Raw genomic sequence first — 22,518 nt, forward strand, 5'->3', positions numbered from 1 at the left:
AGGAAGGCAAGGCTGGGGAGGCGTGGCCTCCCCAGACCCCTCCTTTCCTTTATCCTGAGCGCAGGGTTTTTACGGCGGCGTCGCGCTCGAAGAGGTAGAGCAAGGTGCGCAGGGCGTTGCCGCGGGGGCCCTGCAAGCCCGGGTCCATCGCCACAAGGCGTTGGGCATCGGCCCGGGCCGTAGCCAACAGGTCGCCGACCAGCAGGGGGTCGGAGAGGCGAAAGCCGGGCAGGCCACTTTGGCGGGTGCCCAGAACCTCGCCGCCGCCGCGGAGCCGAAGGTCTTCCTCTGCAATCAAAAAGCCATCGTCAGTCGCGCGCAGGATCTCAAGACGCTGGCGGGCGACCTCGCCCAAAGGACTGGCATAGGCCAAAAGGCAGGTCGCCCGCCCGCCACCGCGCCCGATGCGGCCGCGCAACTGATGCAATTGGGCGAGGCCAAAGCGTTCGGCGTGCTCGACGATCATCACGGTGGCTGCCGGCACATTCACCCCCACCTCGATCACGGTGGTGGCGACCAAAACGTCCAGACCGTCGCCGGCAAAGGCCTCCATGACCGTATCGCGTTCGGGGCCCTTGAGCTTGCCATGGATCAAGCCGACCCGTCCTCCCAGAGCCTCGTTCAAGACGGCATGGCGGGCCTCGACGGCGGCCAGATCGCTGGTCTCGGACTCGGCGACCAGCGGACAGACCCAATACACCTTGGTCCCCCCAGCCACCGCCCGTCCCACGGCGGCCACCAACTCGCCCAGCCGCTCCAGCGACACCAGCCGGGTGTCGGGCGGTTGGCGCCCGGGCGGTTTTTCGTCCAAGCGCGAGACATCCATGTCGCCATACTGAGTCAAAGTCAGGGTGCGAGGGATCGGGGTGGCGGTCATCACCAGCACATCCACGGCCCGCCCCTTGGCGGCCAGGGCCAAGCGTTGCTGCACGCCGAAGCGGTGTTGTTCGTCGATCACCGCAACGGCCAGATCGTGAAACACCACGTCGTCTTGGAACAACGCGTGGGTGCCCAGCACGATCTGGGCGCTTCCCTCGGCAATCCGGGCCAGCAGGGCCTCGCGTGCCCGCCCCTTGTCACGGCCGGTGAGCAGCACCACCGACACGCCCGCCGCCGCGCACGGGCCGCGCAGGGTTTCCAGGTGCTGGCGGGCCAGCAGCTCGGTCGGGACCATGAGGGCCGCTTGCGCCCCGTTTTCGACCGCCGCCAGCATGGCGAGCAGGGCCACCACGGTTTTGCCACTGCCGACATCGCCTTGCAGCAGCCGCAGCATGCGCGACGGATTGGTCAGGTCGGCGTCGATTTCGGCCAGCGACCGGGTTTGGGCACCAGTCAAGGCGAAGCCCACCGCCGCCAGGGTTGGGGCGCGCAACCGGCCGGTGGGGGCCAGGACCCGTCCAGGGCGTTCGCGCGCGGCGTTGCGCACCAGCATCAGGGCCAGTTGCCCGGCCAGCAGTTCGTCGAAGGCCAGCCGCCGGCGGGCACTGGTGGTTGGGTCCAGGTCCTGGAGGGTCTCCGGGGCATGGACCGCGCGCACCGCTGCCCGCCAGTCGGGCCATCCCTCGCGGGCCTTGAGGGGAGCATCCAGCCACTCGGGCAAATCGGGAGCCGTGTCAAGAGTCTGGGTAATCAACCGGCCCAGGGCCTTGTTGGTGACGCCGGCGCTTAAGGGGTAGACCGGCTCCACCCGACATAAGGTGTCGGCCTGATCAAGAGGCACCACGGTGGGGTGCACGATCTGCGGAACCCCATCAAAAAACTCGACCTTGCCGCTCACCAGCCGCTCGGCGCCCACCGGCAGCAAGCCGCGCATGTCGCCCCGGCCCCGGAACCAGACCAAGGTGACAAAGCCCGTCTCGTCGCGGCACAAGACCCGGTAGGGGGAGGGGGCGTTGGGGGCCGGGGCCTGATGCACCTCCACGACCACCTGCAAGGTCACCAGGGCGCCCGGCGGGGCCTCGGCCACCTTGGGGCGGAAGCGGCGATCGACCACGCCACTTGGCAGATGCCACAACAAGTCCACCGCCTTCTCGCCCCCCACCAGCTTAGCCATGAGGGGGGCCGTGGTCTTGCCCGCTCCCTTTAGGGAGGCTAGGGGACGAAACAGGGAATTAAGACACTCGGGGCGCATCAATAGCTTCCGGGAAGACTCTGGGCCATCAGGTGAACAAGGCAAGATAAGGCAGGCTGGGGAGGCGCCCTAGGATCGGAGGGGGCTAGGGAGGCCCCGCCTCCCCAGCCTGCCTCTTTTTGTCTTTCCTGACCAGAAGCCCCAATCACCCGATGGCCCTCGGGAACACGAAGCTGACAGGGGCCCCCCGCTCGTCTATATAACAAGGCCACGGCCGCGTCTTTCCTTCGTTGAAGAGTCCCTCGCATGACCGATCCTGCCTCGCTGTCGCTGCGCCGCAAACGCCTCATTTATCGCGCCCAATATCGGGGCTCCAAGGAGGCGGACCTGTTCATCGGCGCTTTCGCCCGCGCGCGGGTGCCCGCCTTGACCGAGGACCAACTCGACCGCCTTGAAGCCCTGCTCGAAGAAGACGACCTCGACATCATGGACTGGATCATGGAACGCTCGCCCACGCCCGAGCGCTACCACAGCGATGTCATGGACCTTCTCAAGGCCTTCCGCCTCCATCCTTGACGGCACGCATGGGATCGACCCTGGTGAAGACTTTGCTTCAAACCCTGCCCGCCGCGCGCGCCACCTTGGCTGGCGTGCCCGAGGGCCTGGACGCCCTGATCCTAGGTCGTCTCGTGGCCAGTGGCGCCCCCGCCGTGCTGCATGTCGCCCGCGACGACGTTCGTCTGGCCCGGGTCGCGGCGGCCGTGGCCTTCTTTTATCCCGAGATCGAGGTGCTGGAGTTCCCCGCCTGGGACTGCGTGCCCTATGACCGGGTTTCGCCCAACAGCGATATTGTCGCCACCCGCCTGACCACCTTGTGCCGACTGGCCGATGCTCCGGTTCCTCCGGCGGCGGGCCGGTTGGTGTTGACCACCGCCTCGGCCATCTTGCAACGCGTACCGCCGCGCGAGACCCTGGCCGCGGCGACCTTTGTCCTCAAGGTCGGGGCTCGCGTTGCGACCGAGGCCTTGCTCGACTATCTCGGGCGCCACGGCTATGGCCGGGCCGAGCAGGTCATGGAACCCGGCGAGTATGCCGTGCGCGGGGGGCTGATCGACCTGTTTGCCCCGGGCACCGCCGAGCCGGTGCGTGTGGATCTGTTTGGCGACGACGTCGAGTCCCTGCGCCGCTTCGACCCCGTAACCCAGCGCACCATCGGTCCGCTCGACGCCTTGGTGTTGCGGCCGATGAGCGAGGTGGTGCTCGACAAGGCCTCGATCAGCCGCTTTCGCTCGGGCTACCGCGAACTGTTCGGCACGCCGGCCTCGAACGACAGCCTCTATGATTCCGTGTCTGCCGGTCGGCCCCACCTGGGCATGGAACACTGGCTGCCCCTGTTCCACGAGGGCATGGACAGCCTGTTTGCCTACGTGCCCGAGGGCCCGGTGACTCTTGATCCCGGTCTGGACGCGGCCCTTCAGGGCCGTCTCGATCAGGTGATGGAGTATTTCGAGGCGCGCACCCTGGTCGCCCAGTCCACAGAAAACACCAAAGGATTGGGCAGCGATGGCGCGATGATCTATCACCCCTTGCCCCCGCCCCGCCTGTTCCTCGACCTCGACGAGTTCAACCGGCATCTCCAGCCTCGCCCGGGTGGTGTGTTCAGCCCGTTTGTCGCTGTCGATGTCGAAGCGGGCGGGCCGGTTCTCGACTTCAAGGGGCGGGCCGGCCACGATTTTGGCGATGTGCGGGCCCGGCCCGGGGCCAATGTCTACGATGCCGTGCGCGCCCACGCCGAAAGCCTGCGCGGCCAGGGCCACCGGGTGGTGATCACGGCTGCCTCGTTGAGCGCCCGCGACCGTCTGGCCGGGGTGCTGCGCGAGCACGGTCTGGCCCCCGTCGCCCCGGCCGAGACCTGGGCCGAGGCGTTGGACAAGGCCCGCAAAACCCAGGCCGTCACCGTGGTGACCCTGCCGCTTGAACGCGGCTTTGAAAGCCCTGACCTCGCGGTCATTACGGAAGCCGATATTCTGGGGGATCGCCTGACGCGACCCGTGCGGAAAAAGCGCCTGGGCGATCGCTTTATCCCCGACATTTCGGCCCTGACCGAGGGCGACCTCGTGGTCCATGCCGAGCACGGCATTGGTCAATACGAAGGCCTGGAGACCCTGACCGCCGGCGGCGCTCCCCACGACTGTTTGCGCGTGCTCTACGTCGATAACAACCGGCTCTATGTTCCCGTTGAAAATATTGATGTTTTAACCCGCTATGGCTCAGAGGTCGCCGGCGTGGCCCTCGACAAGCTGGGGGGGGTGGCGTGGCAGGCGCGCAAGGCCAAGCTCAAGCAGCGCATCCGCGACATGGCCGAGCAACTGATCAAGGTTGCCGCCGTCCGCCAGCTCAAGGTCGGCGAGGTGGTGGTCGCCCCGGAAGGGCTCTACGACGAGTTCGCCGCCCGCTTTCCCTACAGCGAAACCGACGACCAGTTGCGCGCCATCGCCGAGACCCTGGACGACCTTGCCTCGGGCCGTCCCATGGACCGCTTGGTCTGTGGTGATGTCGGCTTTGGCAAAACCGAAGTGGCCCTGCGCGCCGCCTTCGCCGGGGTGATGAGCGGGCGGCAGGTCGCCGTGGTCGTGCCCACCACCTTGCTGGCCCGCCAGCATTACCTGACCTTCCGCGATCGCTTTCAAGGCTTGCCGGTGCGGGTCAGCCAGTTGTCGCGCTTGGTCACGCCGCGCGATACCAAACTGGTCAAGGAGGAACTGACCCGGGGCACCCTCGACATCGTGGTGGGCACCCATGCCCTGCTGGCCAAGGGGATCGCCTTCAAAAACCTGGGATTGCTCATCATCGACGAGGAGCAGCATTTCGGGGTGGCGCACAAGGAACGGCTCAAGCAGTTGCGCACCGATGTGCATGTTTTGACCCTGACCGCCACCCCCATCCCCCGCACCTTGCAACTTGCCCTGACCGGCGTTCGTGAAATGAGCCTGATCGCCACCCCGCCCGTTGATCGGCTGGCGGTGCGCACCTTTGTCTTGCCCTATGACCCGGTGGTGGTGCGCGAAGCCATTTTACGCGAGCGCTATCGGGGCGGTCAGTGCTTTTACGTGTGTCCGCGCCTCTCCGACATTGATCAGGTGATGGTCCGGTTGCAGGCCCTGGTGCCCGATCTGCGCGTCGCCGTGGCCCACGGTCAGATGGCGGCCAGCCGGCTGGAGGAGGTGATGACGGCCTTCGCCGAGGGGCAATACGACGTTTTGCTGGCCACCAACATCATCGAGAGCGGTCTCGACATGCCGCGGGTGAATACCATCATCATCCACCGGGCCGACATGTTCGGCTTGGCCCAGCTCTACCAGTTACGAGGCCGTGTCGGGCGCGGGCGCACGCGCGGATACGCCTATCTCACCTTGCCGCCGGGCCGCACCCTATCCAAGGCCGCCATGCGCCGCCTGGAGGTCATGGGCACGCTCGACAGCCTGGGGGCCGGCTTTACCCTGGCCAGTCACGATCTCGACATTCGCGGCGCCGGCAACCTGTTGGGCGACGAACAGTCGGGCCACATCAAGGAAGTCGGCATCGAGCTATACCAGCAGATGTTGGAAGAAGCGGTGGCGGCGGCCCGCGACGGGGCCGGCGAGAGCGACGAAAGCGACTGGTCGCCCCAGATCCAGTTGGGCACCCCCATCCTCATCCCCGAGGCCTATGTCCCCGACCTGGGCTTGCGCCTGGGCTTCTATCGCCGCATTGCCACCGTGGGCAGCGAGGCCGACGTGGACGAGTTGGCTGCCGAGATGACCGACCGCTTCGGCCCCGTGCCCCCGGAAGTGGAAAACCTGCTGCGGGTGGTGACCATCAAAGTGTGGTGCCGGCAGGCCAATGTCGAAAAGGTCGATGCCGGACCCAAGGGGGCCGTGCTCGCCTTTCGTGATAACAGCTTCCCCAATCCCGCTGGATTGGTTCGTTTTATTGGCCAGCATGTGGCCACCGTTAAACTCCGGCCCGACCATCGTTTGGTGGTGCGCCGTGACTGGGAGGGGCCCAAGCACCGCCTGGATGGGTTGACCAGTTTGATGCGGGCTCTGGCCGGGATTGCCCGGGAGGGGTAGAGATAGAGGGAAGGCTGGGGAGGCGGGGCCTCCCCAGACCCCTCCTTTCATAAGCAAGGTGAAGAACTTCAATCCGATAGCCATCGGATCGCTCGTGCCCAGCTCCCGCGGCTCGATCCGGTGGTTATTTTGCCAAATTCCTCTTGTGTTGCAAAATATTTTTCCAAACCTCTAAATTTAAGTATAATTCATTTTTATACGTCTATGTGGCTCTAAAGCTAAGGCCTTATTTTAAAACATATTTTTATTTTGTTTTTGTTTTAATTAAGAAAAGGAGGGCTCTATGACATGCCGCCATGAATTTCAGAATCCTTTTGATCAAGGATACTTTGAATCAGAAGATTTGATGGCTTTTGGCTTTAAAAAATTGGTAAAATGTAAAGATAGCAAAGAATTCAACGATTATTGGTTTAAATAATATAGAAATAGGAAGCAATGTTCGCATTGACGGCAATGTTGTTATATCGTCATATTCAGGATATATTTCGATTGGCAACTACATTCACATAGGAAGTGGCTGTTATATCGGATGTTCTGGGGGTGTAACCTTATCAGATTTTTCTGGACTATCACAAGATGTTAAAATTTATTCTAGTTCAGATGACTATTCAGGAAAATCACTAACAAATCCTACTGTTCCACACAATTATTTGAATGTGAAGGTTGCCCATGTTTTTTTAGGAAAACATGTTATTATTGGGTCTGGAAGCGTTATATTGCCTGGAGAGAATGAGGCACTTAAAGGATACATTGTCACCACGTCCTATTTTTCTACACCAGCCCAGGCTTCGGCAGCAAAATCCGATCGTGTGGTGTTGGTGGATGGGGACGAGTTGATCCGATGGCACCGCGAAGAGCGTGTGACTAGGTAACGACCGAGGCAGGAGGCCAGCCATGAGCGCATCCGCAATCCTCAAGCTCCAGCGATCCGGCTTCACCCAAGAGCAGGTCGAAGCCCTGGCCGAGTTCATGGACACCCAAGCCGCCAGCAAGGCGGACCTGGAGGCCGTGGCGCATCGGCTTGAGACGAAGATCACCGATGTGAGGAACGAGCTAAAGGCCGACATCGCGGAGGCAAGGACCGAGACCAAGGCGGGGCTCGCAGAAACCAAAGCCGACCTGAAAGCCGAAATGGCGGCGGTGCGCGTCGATGTGATCCGATGGGTTGTTGGCCTGTCGATGGCCCAGCTCGCGTTGATGGTTGGGATTTTGGTCAAGGTGATGGGTAATTAGTGGAATGCTTGTTTTTGTTCAACCTTATGAAGGATAACTATGATGAATGAAGTTCTCAAGGAAGAAATTCTCAAGGAAGTGGCAAACCTTTTTGAGGGGCACACTAAGGTTGCCCAAGATACTATTATTGGTCTTCAAAAGGCCCTTTCCATAGTCTCCATTATTATTATAAAGCCGCTCATTGAAAAGGGCATCCTCTCAAAAGAAGAGGTTCTTTCAGCCCTTTCCAGCGGGATCAGCAGCGAAGGGGTAAGCGATGTGGAAGCGGAGTCGCGAAGTAATGCGCTTGCAAGAATCGTAAAAGTTGTTAACCGCGCTTTTGATCCGGATTAAATAATTCGGCCAGAAAATCATCAAATTCATCATCGTCGTATTTGAATTTGGCCCATGCGGCCCGCCCAGTGCAGTTGCGCAAGACCGATACAAATTCCTCCAACGCGCTGGAGGCGCTCGCTTTCATAAGCTCAATTTCACGGCGCAATAACGACCGCCCTTACCAAGTCTTCAACTGTCGGTGTGGAATCACTCCTTATAAAGCCAGCCGCCTTCTCAGCGTCTTCGGTAGGTAAGTCTCTAAGCCAAACGATGGGGTATTCAACGACTTTCCCGTCTACGAATTCAAGCCGCCGAATTTCCTTGCGTTCCATAGTCTCTGGATCGAGAGCAAACGCCCGCGTGACATCTGCGTGAAACTCGGTGGAAATCAAGACACCCACTTCAAGTCTTGGGGGAGTCGGCCCAACAGAAAACACACACCGCAGTTCAGGTGCACACAGGCGCTCGGTGATATCAACGCCATCACCCCGGATTACCCGGACACGCGAACCTTCGCTAACCACCTTAACGCCCATCATCTCTTCCAGCGCCGCAGAGTTTTTGCGCATAATTTCCCTCATTTCCTCGGTAATTTCCAGCGCCGAGCCATGGTTGGAGATGCCTATCTCCGCTGACCCCTGTTCCGCCTGATCGCTCATCACACCCACCCTCTTCCCAAGCCCCGCCCAGCGCGGGGCTTTTTTGTTTATAGTGGGGTCTTGGGAGGCCCGCCTCCCCAGCCTTCCCTATATTAATTCAGTGAACTCAGCCCTTCGCTACGCAGCCGCTCCCGATACCCAGCCAGGAACGAGCGGAAATTGTCCGCCTGTGCCACCTTCTCGTTCAAGGTCCGATAATCCGGCAAACCGCGTTCACCCGGGCTGGTGATCAGGTCGAAGGCATCGTGCACCGAGGTGCCCTTGAGAACGTCCAGGTAGCGCCGGCGCAGCAAAGCCGCCTGAGGTTCGTCGCCGGCCAGGGTCAAGGCGGTGGCCCAGTCCAAGGTGCGCATGGCGTCGGCCTCACGCAGGGTCTGGCCGCGTTCCGGCGGCGGCACAAGGCGGCTGATAGCGCGCGCCGCTTCCGGCCAGTTCTGGGCCTTCCAGTAGATTTCGGCGCGTAGCACCTGGGCATCGCGGGTGTTGTCGTCCTCCAGGCGGACGATGGCATCGTTGGGTTTGCCGAGGTCGGCGAGGGCGCGTGCCTCCAGGTGGACGCGCTGGGCATTGAGCGCCTCGGGCAAGGTCCCGCCCTCGGTGGCGCGCAAGGTGTTGATGGCCTGCTCGGGCTGGTTGTTGAGGAGGCGCACCAGGGCGAGGCGGCTGCCCACCTTGGCTCGCTGTTCGCCCGGCTGGGGCAGGCGGGTTTGCACTTGGCGGTCCAGAAGCGCCGCTGCCTGTTCCAGAAGATCGACCTTGACCAGACGGTCGGCCAGCTTGCGAATCATCTCGTCGCCCTTGTCGCCGGCCGGCGTCAGTTCGCGGAACTCGTCGTAAAGCGCGATGGCCGTGATGGGCGACAAGGCGTCGGCGCCGCCCTTGAGGTACAGGTCCTCGAAGATCCGCGCCATCTCGTCGCTGACCTCGGCGGTCTCGGGTCGGTTGGGGAAATAGGTGGCGGCCAACTTGAGCACGCGCAGCGCCGCGCCCGGATCGCGGTTTTCGCGATGAAGGTCGGCGAGGCGGCGCAGGATCGAAAACTCGAACTCGTCGCCGCGCCAGGAGTAGCGCAGGTGGTCGAGCCCCTTGATCAGCTCGGGAATGCCAATGCGCCCCAACTGCCGCTCCAACTCCAGGCGTCGGCGCTGGGAGAAGGGCGACCACTTGGGCGAATTCAGTTCCTCGGCCTTGTGGTAGGCGTCAAGCGCCGCATCGAAGGCACCGCGCGTTTCCTGGAACAGGCCGTCGAGGTAGGCCAACTGGGCCTGCTGGTGCACGGTGTTGGTGGGCTTGGTCGCCGCTTCCAGGAAATTATGGGCCGAGAGGTCGTTGGCGGCGGCAATCGCCGATTCGGCGGCGACCAGGGCCAGCGGTACCTTGAGGCTGTCGGGATAGGACCCAATGACGCCGCTGGTGGCATCAAGGGTCGAGGCCTGGATTTCGGGATTGCCCAGGCGGCTTTGGGCGGCGGCCCGCCAGAAGGCGGCCTCGTCCACGTCGGCGAGGCTGGGGTGGGCCAGATCTTCCACCGCTTCCGGGTAGCGCCCCATCAGGAATTCGGTGGCCCCGCGCAGGGCGCGGAAGGCTGGCCGGTTTTCCATGGTCTCGCTGGCGGCGGCGATGGTGCGCAGGATGCCCATGGCCTCGGCGGCGTAGCCGTTGGCAAACATGAAGCGCGCCAGTTCGAGCCGGGCTTCGTTGCGCCGGCTTTCGGGAGCGATCGACACCGCCTCCATCAAGGCATCGCGCCGCTCGTGGAAGGGTTCGTCGGGGTTGCCTCGCCAGCGTGGGATGTCAAAAATCGCCGAGAGCCCCTCGGACGGAGCGGCCAAGGCGACCCGCTCCAGGTCGCGCGACAGGCGCAAGCCGCCCTCGGCCGTCACCTCGACGCCCTGGCGGCTCGACGTGACCTGAACCCCTTCACTGATCGGCTCGACCAAAACCCCCTGGGCCGTCACCGGCAGCACCACATCCGGGTAAGCCTGGGCGGGGTAGACGCCGTTGCCCAACGGAATGACCGGCACCACGATCATGGTGTCGCCGACCTCCGGGTCCTTGACCTGAACGACGTTGCCGCCCTCGCTGACCGGCAGATAGAGCCGCGGGCCCACCGGCGAGCGCGGTTGCGGCGTGACCTGGATGGGCGTGCGCGGCCGCAGGGACTGGCGCTGGAGATCCATGATCCACAGCAGACCCTCGCGGCGGAAGCTGGGGTTGAACGCCGGATCCACGATCAGGCGCACCGCCGTTGCCCCGGGCCCCACATCCACCTGTTCGGCGAACTTGACCGCCTGCCCCCCGGTCACCCGCAGCGCCCGGATATCGGCTTGCTGGTAGCGGTCGAACACCACCCACATGTAGCCGGCCCGCCGGAAGGCGGCGGCCGCGACCGGGCGATCCCAGGAGAAGGACACGGTATACAACTCGCCGCCGGCGCTGGGCGCGGCGGCCGTTTGCTGCGGCTCGCTCAACCGCTGTTCAACTCCGGGCACCGCTCCGGCCGGGGTACCTCGGGTGACGAACGAGGGCGGGGGATCGCGGGGCGGTGGTTCCGACGAGGCGGCCGGCGCCGGCGCCGGCACGGCGGCCCGTCGCGAGGGCTCGGCTGCCGGCGGCGYCGCGGCGGTGGTGGGGGCGGGCGGCGGCGGCTCCACCGCGCCGGCACTGGCGCGCGCCGGGCTGGCCGGGGCGGCCTTGCCCACCAGATCCACGGCAACGCTGTTGCCGCTGCGGAAATGCCGCACACTGCCGCCCGGGGGCAAGGGCAAGGTCACGGTGAGGCCAGAGGGGCTGTCGGTGGCCTGGGCGGTTCCCAGGCCCTCGGGGAGGTCGCGGTTGAGGCGGCCGGTGTCCACCCGGCCCGGACGGCGGAACGTGACGACCGCCTGGCCGTTGCGGCTCTCCACGTTGTAATCGACGCCGCGCGGCCAATCGAACACCACCCGGGTAAAGTCGTCGTGCACCCCCGTGCGCACCGGCACGGCGGCGGCGGTGGTGGGGGCGGGCGGGGGCGTTGCGACGCCGGCCTTGGGCGAGGGCGGGGTGGTCGAGGCGGGGGCGCCGGCCGGGGTTCCCAACAGGTCGATGACGACCGTGCCGCCGTTCTTGTAATCGCGGACCTTGTACTCACCCTTCAAGGGGAAAGACAAGGTGCGGCGGTCGGAACTGAGCTTGCCCGGCCCCATATAGCCCGGCAAGACCTGGGCAATGCTGGCGATGGAGCCGGAGAACGGCCGATCGAACTGCACCACCAGGGCGCCCCCCACCACGCTGGCGCTGTAGGTCACGGCGGCGGGCCAATCGAAGACCAAGCGACCGAAATCGGCGTGGGGAGCGGCACGCACCTCCTGGGCTTGCGAGGGCCACGCAGCCAGACACAAGGGCAGAGCCAGGGCAGCGGCGGACGGGACGCGACGGGGGCGCGTGGGCGTCATGATCCCTCCCTTTCCCCGGAAATCAGGACAAGAAGACCAGCCGGGGCGCCAGCCCCAGCCGGGCGCACACGGGTTTCAAGAGCACGGGAAAAGCCGGCGGTCCGCAAGGCGTCGGCGGCGCGCCCGGCCTCGGTGAGGCCTCGGCTCCAGGCGACGCTGTCGCCCTTAACAATGGGGGCGATGATCATGACACGGTTATCCAGGCGGTCGAGAAGGGCGGCAAGGTCGCCAAGGCCCGGGGCGGCCCCGCTCCACAGGGCGGGCGGTACCGAGAGTCTGACATCGTCGCCCTCGTTGTCCAATCGGAGCGGGCGCAAGGTCGGCACGCGGTCCAGGGCGTCACGCAGCAACACCGTCAGGTACTCGGTCGCCGCCGCCCGAGGCTGGGACCGGGCGCCGATATTGGCGTCGGCACGGGCCGGAGTCTTTTCAAGACGGATCGGGGCGTCGGCGCGCGTTGGCAAGACGGCCAATGCGTCGGGCATGGGGCCCGCAGTCTCCAGGCTCGACATGGAAAACAACAAAACAAAAAACCAAAGAGCAGCAAAACCAGATCGACGAACGTCACCATCCAGATGCCCCCGCGCAAGAACGAGGAGTTCATGGCGAAACGGGSCSTGCGCTCGAAGGTCCATTTTCGCCGGGCACCGGGCAAACCACTGTCACAGGCCCACGCTAAGGCCAACGCCGCCCGCTCCAAGGTGCGCTCGGCCGTCGAGCATGTCTTCGCGTGCCAGAAAGGGCCGATGGCCCTCTTCGTCCGCACCATCGGCATCGCCAGGGCCAAAACCAAGATCGGCATGGCCAATCTCGTCTACAACATGCGCCGCCTAGTCTGGTGGGACGGGAGAACTGCGCCCGCATGACGGCCGAAAGGCCGAAGAGGGGGCCGTAACGGCCCAAATACCACGGAATTCAGACCGAAATAGCCCCCAGTCTCAGCTCGGGCGCCCCGTTTTCCTATCCAAACCGTCCAAAAACTCGGTTCTTCGAGGTGTCCCGCCGTCGCCTCCTTCCTGTCGCCCAACGGCGCTGACTGCAGGAAGCCGCGTTCACCCGCCGCCTCGACCGGCTGTCGCGTCAGGTTCAGCAGTTGGACACCTCAGATTGGGTTCTGGGATGTCGAGCGTCGTCTGGCGGAACTTTCGGCGGAGGGCGATCCGCTGGAGACGCTGTCGAAGACGGTGGATTTCGAACTGTTCCGGCCGGTTCTGGAGCGTGCGGTCCGGCGACGGAGTGCGACCTCGAAGGGCGGTCGGCCCGGCTTTGACGCGGTTTTGAAATTCAAAATGCTGGTCTTGCAGTCGCTGCACGGTCTGGCGCTGGGTCGGACGACGTACCTGGTGCGCGACCGGCTGAGTTGGATGCGGTTCTGCGGCCTGGGGCCGGGCGATGCTGTGCCGGATGCCAACACTCTTTGGGATTTCCGCGAAGCGCTGATCACGGCCGGTGCGTTTGACGATCTGTTCCAGCGGCTCGACCGGGCGATCAGCGAGGCGGGCTATCTGCCGATGTCGGGGCAGATCGTCGACGCGACGCTGGTGTCGGCGCCGCGCCAACGCAATACCGAGGCCAAGAAACAGACGATCAAGGAGGGCAAGGTTCCGGAGGACTGGCGAGACAAGCCGGCCAAGCTGCGGCAGAAGGATCGCGATGCCCGCTGGACGGTGAAGTTTTCCAAGGGAAAGGTCAGAAAGGACGGCACACCTCAAGGCGATATCGCCATCCCTCATTTCGGGTACAAGAACCACGTCTCGATCGACCGCAAGCACGGGATCATCCGCCGCGCGCTCGTCACCGATGCGGCCGCAGCCGATGGCGCCCGACTGCGCGAGGGGCTGATCGATCCGGCCAAGACCGCCTCCGACGTGTGGGCCGACAGCGCTTACCGCTCCGAGGCCAACGAGGCGTTCCTTGCCAAAGCCGGCAAGGTCAGCCGCATCCACCGCAAGAAGCCCAAGGGCAAGCCGATGCCTCGGGCGACCGCCAGGGCCAACGCGGTGAAATCCAGGATCCGTTCCCGGGTCGAGCATGTCTTCGCCGAGATGAAGGGTGAAGGGTCGGATGGGGCTGGTCATCTGGACCATCGGCCTCGCCCGCGCCAGGGCAGCGATCACGCTCGCCAACATGGCCTACAACATGAAGCGCTGGTCCTGGCTCGACCGTCAGGCCGAACTCGCCTGATCTGCGCCCGACCGGGCGCCCTCCCAGGGGGGATGCCGCCGATCCTGGGAGCTCGTCACCCGCTTCATACCACCCGACCCGGAAAAATCAGTGATCGCAACGCCGATCACAACCTGATCGAGCGGCCAGCGACATGCGGTGCCGTTCAAGGCCGGTTTCCGGAGGTGTCCATTTTGCCATAGCCGAACCTCGACGCAAGCGACCGCTCCTGCCCAAAGCGGCGCTTACGCGCCGCCCTCGGAGCCGAATCTCCACACCGGGATGCCGAGCTTGCGGGCCTTGTCGACGAGGTTTTCGCTGATGCCGGAGCCGGGGAAGGCGATCAGGCCGATCGGCAGCACCTCAAGCATCTGGTCGTTGCGCTTAAAGGGGGCGGCGTTCTTGTGGCGGGTCCAGTCCGGCTTGAACACCACCTGCGCCACCCTGCGCGAGTCGGCCCAGCAGGCGGCGATCCGCTCGGCGCCTTTCGGACTGCCGCCATGCAGCAGCACCATGTCGGGATGCTTGGTCCGGACGCGGTCGAGCACATCCCAGATGCGGCGATGGTCGTTGCACTCGGCCCCGCCGGTGAAGGCGATCCAGGCCCCCGGGGGCAACAGCACCTGGGTATCGGCGCGGTGGCGGGCGGCGATAAAGTCCCGGCTGTCGATCACCGCGGCGGTGAGGGCGCGATGGTTGACCATCGAGCCGACGCGCGGCCGCCAAGCGGAGCCGGTGACCACCTCGTAGCGCTCGGCGGCGGTGTCGCGGAAGAACTCGAAGGCGTTGCGGCGCTCGATCAGACCGAGGCCCTGTTCGATCAGCCGCTCCAGTTCGACCGAGCGCACCTCCGAGCCGTTCTGTTCCAGTCGGGAGCGGTTCTGCGCCTGTTCGTTGGCGTCGAGATCGCGTTCGAGCCGGTCGATCTTGCGGTGGAAGATCGCGGCGAAGGACCACAGCAGGTCGGCGAGATCGTCCTCGAGCCGGGTGTCGGCCAGCAGGGCGGCAAGGGCATCGACGATGCCGGCGAGTTCGCCCCGCACCATCTCGGGCTCGGGCAGCGGGCGGGGATCGGGCTCGTCCTGACCGGGGCGATAGCCGTAGAGGGTCAATTCGTTGAGCAGGCTGGCGGTGGCGGATTGGACGTGAGCTTCCGGTTCGCTCTCGGGATCTGGATCAAGAAACGGGAGGGAGGTGGGGATCATGGCGGGCTCCTCGTCGCTGGGACCGCGCCCATCGCGGCCTTCACGGGGATCCCTTGCCGGGGCCGATCCGGGCGCGCACCCGAGAGGGCCGAAGCCAACGGCGGAGGAGGAGTGGCCCGCGCTTTCTTGCCGCGCGAGGAGGCCGCAGGCCGGGGAAGAAAGCAAGCGGGGCGGTCCTTGCGCGCCCGGTCCGCGCCCTGGCAGATCCCCCGCACGGGAAGGCCGTGGGCCGCGGCTCCAGGCGTATCGGGGAGCCCACGCCGCGCCCTTCCTGTCCGTTTTGCTCACCCCGAAGACCGGACAAACGCTCCCCGATCAGCCCCACTCCCGGTGACCGAGGAGCCGGCGCGCATCGTCCGGGACGAGTTGCCCGACCAGATGTCCCCGGAGCCAATCGGGGCCGAAGCGCAGCAGATCGGCGTTGAAATCCTCGCCCCATGGCAGCAGCGGCTGGACCTCGATCCCCTGGGCGGCCCCGCGTGCGATCAGCCGCTCCACCGCATTGCGACCGGCAGGATCGTTGTCACGGGCGACATACAAGCGGACCAAACCGGGTGGAAAATCGAAAGCAGCGAGGTGGTTGGCGGACAGACAGGCGGCGACCGGCAAAGCGGGCAGAGCCGAGCGCACCGCCAGCATGGTTTCGATTCCCTCCCCCGCCGCCAGCAGGTCGCTGACGGGACCGAAGCGGACCGCGTTACCGAGCAGATGACCGAGCGCTCGGCGCGGGGTGGCAAGCGGGGCCTTGGCCGGCCGGTCGCGGTCGAGCCAGGTCCGCTGCAACCCGGTGATCCGGCCGGCGCCATCGGTGACGGCGGCGAGCAGCGCCGGCCAGCTCTGGCGGGGGGCGTCGGGATGGGGACGGTACCACAGCGCCGGGTGAAAGCGCAGGGCGGGGAGATCGAGCGGACCGGTGATGCCGCGTGCCCGCAGATAGGCCTCGGCCAGGGTACCGGGCAGCGGCTGCCCCTGGCGAAACAACTGCCGCGCGGCGTCGGATGATCCCGAGGCTGCCGACTGATAACGCGGACCATCCTACGTATGTGGCGTCGATCCAGAGATACGGCCACTCTCCCTCGAGGGTCGGGTCAGGAAAGCCTTCACGCGGTCGTCGATATCGGCGCACAGGCGGCTGACTTGGCTTTTGGACACCCCCGACCATCCCCATGGCCTGCACCAGATCATCGACCGAACGGGTGGAAATACCCTGGATGTAGGCCTCCTGGATCACGGCGGTCAGAGCCTTCTCAGCCATACGCCGGGGCTCCAGGAACCCAGGGAAATAGCTTCCCTTGCGTAACTTGGGAATGCGCAACTCCACGGTCCCGGCCCGGGTTTCCCAATCGCGATCCCGGTACCCGTTGCGCTGCGCCAGCCGGTCCGGCGAGCGCTCCCCCAGAGCCGCCCCGGTACGGGCCTGCACCTCCAACTCCATCAGACGGTGCGCGGCAAAGCCGATCATGTCCCGCAGAACATCGGCATCGGCCCCCTTTTCCAGCATCGTGCGCAGTGCCATCATCTCGTCGGTCATCGTGGTCACCCTCGGTTAGGGTTTTGTTGTGGTGACCAAACTTTACCGAAGATCCACGATGACCGCCCCTGCCAGGATAGCCCCTTCGGACGGCTACGCCGCCCTACGGGGCTATCCTGGCAGCGCTCCTACACCACTCCTCGGGACACGATCTTCCCGCGCGGGACCAAACATCTAGAGTCTGCAAAGCCGATCATCTCGCGCCCTAGGTCGGCATCCGCGCTCTTTTCCAGTAAGCCGCGAAGGCCCATTATCTTATCGGTCATCGCTCTGATCCTTGGTTCGGTTGATGTTCGCAACCAAACCCTACCGAAGATCGACAATGACTGCCCACCCCGCGCGGGACTGCCTGCTGTACCACTCCACGGGACACGATCGAAATAGCCCTCTTTCGGCGGTCTAGTTTATATGGATGATTGTTTTTGTTCCTGATCTTTTTCTGACGATGACCCAAAGGGGAAGAGATAGCGAAGCCTGCATCTCATACAGGAAGGAGTGGCTTGAAGGACGTGCCTAAATTCGCATAGTTTTCATTTCTCCCTGGAAATAGGCTTTTCACTTGCGGGCACACCGCATTCACAGAAAGGGGCCATGKTTTTGTCAGCCCAACCACACGCCGCACCTCCGTCTTCACCGTCCCCCTCCCCACTTGGGGTTACGACCGGCGATCTTGGACGTCGTTCGGCAACGGAACCTTTTTATGGCCGGTTGGAAAAATTTGAGGGGACCCGATTGGTCGGGTGGGTCTTATCAACGGTTGATCCGGATCGTCCTGTCGGTTTAGTTGTGACAGCCGGAACTGGGGCGGTCACCTTCTGGCCTGACCGCGACAGTGGTGCTATTTCTCAACTTCTAGGTCGTTCGATCCGATGTGGTTTTGACATTGATCTGGCCGCTTTGTTTCCTGGCCTGGATCCGAGATATACGTCAATAAGTGTTCGTATCGCAGCAAACGGCTTTCTTTTAGAGTGCCCTGACAGCTGTTCAACTGTCGTGGCACGCTCGCTAGCAGCCAATGTTGATGCAATTGAAGGAACCAGGGTAATCGGTTGGGCCATTAATACAGCTGATGAGGGTGAGTCAGTTGAAATTGATTTGATTATTGATGATAAGCTTGTGGCAAAAACGGTAGCTAATCGTCAGCGGCGTGATTTATTAACGCACTTTTCATCTGCAGCACATGGATTTGAAACAACGATACCTTACCGTTCTGAAGGCAACCTTTTTATTTGCGATAGCATAAGTGGGGAAGTAATTTATGGTCCATTTACTATAAATAGCAATAAATCTTCATCTGATGACAATGATAAATTGGCTGATCGCCTTGATGAGTTGAGAGATATTCTTAATAAATTGCAACAAGACTGGCCTAGAAGGCGGCGCTTTTCTGCATACTCACTCTCAGACTATGCTTTTTACTATGATAATCACTACGCTGAAACCGCGTTGCGGCGGCGGGAGTGGAAAGAGCGGGCGGCAGCGGTGGCCTCAAGGCCTCTGTTTTCGGTGGTGATGCCGGTTTGTGATCCTCCCCTATGGATGCTTGCTGAGGCAATTGAGTCTGTCCGGGTTCAGGCATACGAACACTGGGAACTGTGTGTAGCCGACGATGCTTCATGTGACGACGCAGTTCGTCTCCTTCTGCGGCGTGAGGCTGAACGCGATTCCCGGATTCGTGTGGTTTTTGGGGAAAGACGAGTTGGAGTCAGTCACAACACCAACCGAGCTCTCGCGATCACGATGGGGAGTCACGTCGCTTTTTTTGACCACGATGATCGCCTCGCTCCAGAGGCTTTGCTCAGTGTTGCTGAATCTCTGGCTGCTGTCCCGAGTCCTGTCATTTATAGTGACGAAGACCGCATTGCCCCCGACGGCCGGCACACGGCTCCGGCTTTCAAGCCTGACTTCGACCCTGAGCTTTTGAGCGCAATCAACTACGTATGTCACCTTTTGGTTGTTGAGCGGCAGCTAGTGCTTGATGTCGGCGGGTTGCGCGAAGGGTTTGAGGGGGCACAGGATCACGACCTGATGCTTCGTCTTTACGAGCGGGTCGGCCCGGCTGGAATCCGGCATATTCCTCGAATTTTATACCACTGGCGGGTTAATCCGACCTCCCTTTCAGGAAGCGGGGATCCGGACGTTATCCTCGCAAAGATAGAGAGGGCGGTGCACGAGCACCACGAGCGAACCGGCTCCCGCGCTGCCGTTATCGCGGATCGGGAGGCATATCTTCGCACTGGCGGGCTCTTCAGTGCCCGTGTCCGCTACCCGCTGCCTGTCGCAGTCCCTAAAGTCTCTATTATTATACCTACAAAAGATGCAGCAGATCTTGTTTTTTCATGTATTTCTAGTGTTCTTTCTAAAACAGATTACCAGGATTTTGAGATTGTTCTTGTCGATCACGAGAGTATAGATCCAAAATCCCATCATTTTTTCGAGAGCATGACTCGAGATTCGAGGGTTCGTCTGGTCGAATACCGAGGTCATTTCAACTGGGCTGCCATCAACAACGCAGCTGTTTCGGCATGTCGGGGAGCAGCACTGTGCTTTCTTAACAACGATATCGTCGCCATCGAGTCGGAATGGCTGTCGGAGATGATGGCATTATTGGCTCGTCCTGGTGTGGGAGCGGTAGGAGCGAAGCTTCTATATCCTAATGAGACAATCCAGCATGCTGGGGTTATTCTTGGTATTGATGGGGTGGCGGAACATGCTTTCGCTGGCCTAGGTGCCGATGAGCCCGGTCTTCTGGGACAGGCAGTTTTGCCCCGCACCGTTTCGGCGGTTACAGGCGCGTGCCTGTTGACATCCCGGGAAGCCTTCGACGCCGTAGATGGCTTCGATATGGTTAATTTTCCAGTAGCTTACGCCGACGTAGACTATTGCTTAAAACTTCAACATCGTGGTCTGCGGGTTCTCTGGACCCCACATGCTCGTCTAATCCACCACGAAACCCAGACACGTGGTGCCGATGATACGCCGGAGAAAAAGGAACGTCTGGCTGGAGAAGCTCGGCGCTTCCGAGAACGGTGGGGTGGGCGACTGCATGCTGATCCATTTTACAATCCTCATTTCGAGCCATATGCAACGCCTTATCAGCTGTTGCGCCCGCTTCCAGATTAAAAAATAGAAATGGGACAAGGTGAATTTAATGACTGAGGGATCATGCTATAATTTTTGTATAGATAGCATTTCTGTTGGTAGTCAAATCGAGGTGAGCGGATGGGCTTTTCATCAAAAATATGGCGCCTGTGATTTAAAGATTTTGGTTGATGGCCAACCAGCTCCAGGGGGGCGTTCTCGGAACGGCTTATCGCGTCGAGACGTAGCCATTGCCTTGGAGAATCCTCAAGCGGATCGCTCGGGATTTCGTCTTGCCTGTCGCTTACCAGTCGCTGCGAGGAGTGTGTCTTTGCAGCTTGAAGGCCTGGGGGGCAAAGGGGTCCTTCCTTTGTTGGAGCGTTACGGTTCTGGTCATCGGGATTGGCGTTTGCTCGCAAGTGATGGTGCGAGAGAACTTAGCTTTCGTTTCCTCACAGATCGGGGGCTAGGTTTTGCAAATTCACTTGTGTGCGGTGGACGCCTTGGGCAAATTCTTGCAAAAGTAGGAACAACACCTTTACCATCCCCCCCTATTCATCCGGTATCGATCGTGGTTCCGGTGTTTGGAGGAAAAATTTTCCTCCCTCCACTCATGCGCAGTTTGTTGGAAAACACAGATCATCGGCATCCTGTATTTTTTGTTGATGACGGAAATACGGATCAGACCATTAGCGCCTTTCTTGTCGCTCTGCGGGCGGCACACGACCATATCACCGTCGTGCAGATGGCACATAACAGTGGCTACGTTGGCGCGACATCGGCCGGTGTCCGCATCGCCTTACAGCGTAATCCAGAGGGGCATGTCGTCGTCTTAAACACCGACACAGAAGTGCCACCCTACTGGATTGAGCGTCTCGTCGCCCCGCTTGATGCGTCCCCCAAGATTGCTAGCGCAACTCCTTTGACCAATGCTGGGACCATCTGTGGTTTTCCCATGATGCCTGGGGACAACCCAATGCCCCTAGGCGGGTCAGTGGACGTCATCGACGCCGTGGTGCGAGGATTTGCCGTTGGCCCCCTGGAAATTCCGACGGGGGTCGGTTTCTGTATGGCATTTTCTCGCCAAGTCCTAAACACGATAGGCTTTTTCGATACCGAAGCTTTCGGTCGAGGCTATGGTGAAGAGGTGGACTGGTGTCGTCGCGCCCTCTCCCATGGCTTTGTGAATGTTCTAGTGCCCACGGTTTTCGTCCGTCACAAACATGGTGGTAGCTTTTCCGTAGAGGAAAAGGCGGTATCAATTGAGCATTCAAGTGAGATTATTCGACAGCGGTATCCGAGCTTTGACGCCGAAGTTCAGGATTATATCGCGGCCGATCCTCCGGCCCCGCTTCGGGCAGCTGCCCTTTTGAGGCTTTCCACCTGCTTGGGTGGAATTTCCCCTGTCGTTGTTTTCGATCATGGCGACAGCGGCGGAGCCGTTTGGGTCCGCCAAAAGGAGATGGCACGGTTGATCGACGAAGGGCGTCTGGTTGTCTTGGTTCAGCCGAGTGCCGAGACCCGCGCCGATATGCCGGAAGCGGCCGTGGACATCACAGTACATCTTGCATTGTGTACCCTTGAGGTTCCAAGCCAAGGGCTTGCTGATCTCGCGGCTGTCTTTTCAGCGCTTTCTTCAGGTGAAATCCTGGTCAACTCTCTGGTGGGTTTTGAAGGGCTTGGAGAGCTCTTACGTTTGATTGCCGACAAACGCCAGCACGGCATGACTGTCAAAGTGATGCATCACGACTTTTTCCCGCTCTGCCCTTCTTTTACCTTGATCGGGAGCAACCGCCGTTTTTGTGCTCTACCCTCCCCCGATCACTGTGCCATCTGTCTCCCTCAGAACCGAGAGGCCCGTGGGGTAGATACTTCGTCCGATATCATGAGCCATAGGAGAGCCTGGGCTGACCTGATGGAGGCTGCGGACCGCCACATCTTCTTCTCACGGGGGTCTGCGGCCCTGATGCGTCGTATTTTTTCTCTACGCGACCAAACGGTCTTGATCCTGCCTCATCTCGCCGAACCTGTGATTTCAACCTCTCCTCTGCCTCTCACACTTCCGCGTCGGGTAGCTATTGTTGGAGGAATAAATATTGCCAAAGGTTCCGATGTTGTAGATGAAATGGTCTCCCTAACTGTTTCCCGTAACCTCCCTTTATCATTCGAGCTTTTTGGCAATATTGATCGTCAATTTACAGCATCATGCTTTCATGACAACGGACCTTACACACCAGAAAATTTATCAAGTCTTCTGATAGAGCGAAAATGTAATATAATTCTTATTCCATCGATCTGGCCAGAAACACACAGCCTTGTTTTTGATGAGGTGATAGCGCTCGGACGGCCGGTCGTGATTTTTGATATTGGGGCACCAGCTGAACGGGCGCGTTTTTTCCCCAATGTTTTTGTCGTGTCGCCTATTTCGGCAGAAGCGGCTCTGACGCGCCTTCTTGCATGAAAAGGGTGTGTCGAGCGTTCTTTCGGCATCGGTTTGCCTTTTGGCTTATGCGGCTGACCTTGCCGGCTTGGGCGAGGAACGTCTCGTTGGCCTCGGAGCGGTAGGCGCTGTTGGTCCACACATCAGAGGCGGTGTTATCCAAAATCTCCTTTGGTCCCGGGAATTGATGGTACGGATCGTGGTTGAAGCGATCTGGACACCTCCGGAAACCGGCCTTGAACGGCCCGCATGTCGCTGGCCGCTCGATCGGGTT

14 protein-coding genes and 3 pseudogenes are annotated in these 22,518 nt (G+C 61.7%); 9 read left to right on the plus strand and 8 right to left on the minus strand.

What is annotated here, in order from left to right; genetic code table 11:
* Positions 1-49 precede the first annotated feature (49 nt).
* Positions 50-2,131 (minus strand): ATP-dependent DNA helicase RecG, encoded by a 2,082-nt coding sequence (gene recG / locus RSPPHO_RS13210; RefSeq protein WP_041795538.1) that lies wholly within the window; start codon positions 2,129-2,131, stop codon positions 50-52.
* Between the two features lie 246 nt (positions 2,132-2,377).
* On the opposite strand from recG, the gene RSPPHO_RS13215 reads away from it, so the two are divergent.
* The 5 genes from RSPPHO_RS13215 (at position 2,378) to RSPPHO_RS13230 (ending at position 7,749) form a co-directional block, all read left to right on the plus strand.
* Positions 2,378-2,647 carry an FAD assembly factor SdhE gene (locus tag RSPPHO_RS13215; protein ID WP_014415717.1) on the plus strand — a complete coding sequence of 90 codons (270 nt, stop codon included), beginning with the start codon at positions 2,378-2,380 and terminating at the stop codon, positions 2,645-2,647.
* A gap of 8 nt (positions 2,648-2,655) precedes the next feature.
* On the plus strand, positions 2,656-6,183 hold the full coding sequence (mfd, locus tag RSPPHO_RS13220) for a transcription-repair coupling factor (RefSeq protein WP_173391152.1): 3,528 nt from the start codon (positions 2,656-2,658) through the stop codon (positions 6,181-6,183).
* Between the two features lie 656 nt (positions 6,184-6,839).
* Positions 6,840-7,055 (plus strand): restriction endonuclease, encoded by a 216-nt coding sequence (locus RSPPHO_RS22065; RefSeq protein ID WP_422610598.1) that lies wholly within the window; start codon positions 6,840-6,842, stop codon positions 7,053-7,055.
* Between the two features lie 22 nt (positions 7,056-7,077).
* The gene (locus tag RSPPHO_RS13225) at positions 7,078-7,416 is read left to right on the plus strand and encodes a CCDC90 family protein (RefSeq protein ID WP_014415719.1); all 339 of its coding nucleotides are present in this window, start codon (positions 7,078-7,080) and stop codon (positions 7,414-7,416) included.
* A 39-nt stretch (positions 7,417-7,455) separates the two neighbouring features.
* Positions 7,456-7,749, plus strand: a complete 294-nt coding sequence (locus RSPPHO_RS13230) for a hypothetical protein (protein ID WP_041795540.1) — start codon at positions 7,456-7,458, stop codon at positions 7,747-7,749.
* Here RSPPHO_RS13230 and RSPPHO_RS20180 read toward each other — a convergent pair.
* The 4 genes from RSPPHO_RS20180 to RSPPHO_RS13245 all read right to left on the minus strand — a co-directional run bounded on the left by RSPPHO_RS20180 (position 7,724) and on the right by RSPPHO_RS13245 (position 12,309).
* The gene (locus RSPPHO_RS20180) at positions 7,724-7,897 is read right to left on the minus strand and encodes a hypothetical protein (protein ID WP_014415721.1); all 174 of its coding nucleotides are present in this window, start codon (positions 7,895-7,897) and stop codon (positions 7,724-7,726) included. The genes RSPPHO_RS13230 and RSPPHO_RS20180 overlap by 26 nt on opposite strands.
* Positions 7,887-8,390, minus strand: coding sequence for a hypothetical protein (locus RSPPHO_RS13235; RefSeq protein WP_041795541.1), 504 nt, complete (start codon positions 8,388-8,390; stop codon positions 7,887-7,889). The genes RSPPHO_RS20180 and RSPPHO_RS13235 overlap by 11 nt, the downstream gene beginning before the upstream one ends.
* A 92-nt stretch (positions 8,391-8,482) precedes the next feature.
* Positions 8,483-11,824, minus strand: coding sequence for a tetratricopeptide repeat protein (locus RSPPHO_RS13240; protein ID WP_014415722.1), 3,342 nt, complete (start codon positions 11,822-11,824; stop codon positions 8,483-8,485).
* Positions 11,821-12,309 carry a hypothetical protein gene (locus tag RSPPHO_RS13245; RefSeq protein ID WP_051013879.1) on the minus strand — a complete coding sequence of 163 codons (489 nt, stop codon included), beginning with the start codon at positions 12,307-12,309 and terminating at the stop codon, positions 11,821-11,823. The genes RSPPHO_RS13240 and RSPPHO_RS13245 overlap by 4 nt, the downstream gene beginning before the upstream one ends.
* A gap of 99 nt (positions 12,310-12,408) precedes the next feature.
* Between RSPPHO_RS13245 and RSPPHO_RS13250 the strand changes: the two are divergent.
* Together RSPPHO_RS13250 and RSPPHO_RS13255 are read left to right on the plus strand one after the other, a co-directional pair.
* Positions 12,409-12,690 (plus strand): annotated as a pseudogene (locus tag RSPPHO_RS13250) (IS5/IS1182 family transposase); the annotation flags it as partial.
* A 240-nt stretch (positions 12,691-12,930) separates the two neighbouring features.
* A pseudogene (locus RSPPHO_RS13255) lies at positions 12,931-14,008 on the plus strand (IS5 family transposase).
* A 224-nt stretch (positions 14,009-14,232) separates the two neighbouring features.
* Here RSPPHO_RS13255 and RSPPHO_RS13260 read toward each other — a convergent pair.
* The 3 genes and pseudogenes from RSPPHO_RS13260 to RSPPHO_RS21230 all read right to left on the minus strand — a co-directional run.
* On the minus strand, positions 14,233-15,192 hold the full coding sequence (locus RSPPHO_RS13260) for a DUF2493 domain-containing protein (protein ID WP_041795543.1): 960 nt from the start codon (positions 15,190-15,192) through the stop codon (positions 14,233-14,235).
* Between the two features lie 315 nt (positions 15,193-15,507).
* Entirely contained in the window at positions 15,508-16,173 is a 666-nt protein-coding gene (locus RSPPHO_RS20185) for a DUF7146 domain-containing protein (RefSeq protein ID WP_014415728.1), read from the minus strand.
* Positions 16,174-16,240: 67 nt separating this feature from the next.
* Positions 16,241-16,723 (minus strand): annotated as a pseudogene (locus RSPPHO_RS21230) (transposase); the annotation flags it as partial.
* Positions 16,724-17,314: 591 nt separating this feature from the next.
* On the opposite strand from RSPPHO_RS21230, the gene RSPPHO_RS19290 reads away from it, so the two are divergent.
* Together RSPPHO_RS19290 and RSPPHO_RS19295 are read left to right on the plus strand one after the other, a co-directional pair.
* Complete coding sequence (locus RSPPHO_RS19290; protein ID WP_081581780.1) at positions 17,315-19,846, plus strand: glycosyltransferase family 2 protein; 2,532 nt, start codon at positions 17,315-17,317, stop codon at positions 19,844-19,846.
* A gap of 28 nt (positions 19,847-19,874) precedes the next feature.
* The gene (locus tag RSPPHO_RS19295; RefSeq protein ID WP_081581781.1) at positions 19,875-22,265 is read left to right on the plus strand and encodes a glycosyltransferase; all 2,391 of its coding nucleotides are present in this window, start codon (positions 19,875-19,877) and stop codon (positions 22,263-22,265) included.
* Positions 22,266-22,518: the final 253 nt, after the last annotated feature.

The organism is Pararhodospirillum photometricum DSM 122, from assembly GCF_000284415.1.
Lineage (GTDB): Bacteria > Pseudomonadota > Alphaproteobacteria > Rhodospirillales > Rhodospirillaceae > Pararhodospirillum > Pararhodospirillum photometricum.

What these genes read in the sequence shown, in the direction of transcription:
- RSPPHO_RS13225 (WP_014415719.1), top strand. Translation starts at nt 7,078, where the DNA reads ATGAGCGCATCCGCAATCCTCAAGCTCCAGCGATCCGGCTTCACCCAA.
- RSPPHO_RS13235 (WP_041795541.1), bottom strand. Translation starts at nt 8,390, where the DNA reads ATGAGCGATCAGGCGGAACAGGGGTCAGCGGAGATAGGCATCTCCAAC.
- RSPPHO_RS13215 (WP_014415717.1), top strand. Translation starts at nt 2,378, where the DNA reads ATGACCGATCCTGCCTCGCTGTCGCTGCGCCGCAAACGCCTCATTTAT.
- RSPPHO_RS13245 (WP_051013879.1), bottom strand. Translation starts at nt 12,309, where the DNA reads ATGCCCGACGCATTGGCCGTCTTGCCAACGCGCGCCGACGCCCCGATC.
- mfd (WP_173391152.1), top strand. Translation starts at nt 2,656, where the DNA reads ATGGGATCGACCCTGGTGAAGACTTTGCTTCAAACCCTGCCCGCCGCG.
- recG (WP_041795538.1), bottom strand. Translation starts at nt 2,131, where the DNA reads ATGCGCCCCGAGTGTCTTAATTCCCTGTTTCGTCCCCTAGCCTCCCTA.
- RSPPHO_RS19295 (WP_081581781.1), top strand. Translation starts at nt 19,875, where the DNA reads ATGACTGAGGGATCATGCTATAATTTTTGTATAGATAGCATTTCTGTT.
- RSPPHO_RS13260 (WP_041795543.1), bottom strand. Translation starts at nt 15,192, where the DNA reads ATGATCCCCACCTCCCTCCCGTTTCTTGATCCAGATCCCGAGAGCGAA.
- RSPPHO_RS13230 (WP_041795540.1), top strand. Translation starts at nt 7,456, where the DNA reads ATGATGAATGAAGTTCTCAAGGAAGAAATTCTCAAGGAAGTGGCAAAC.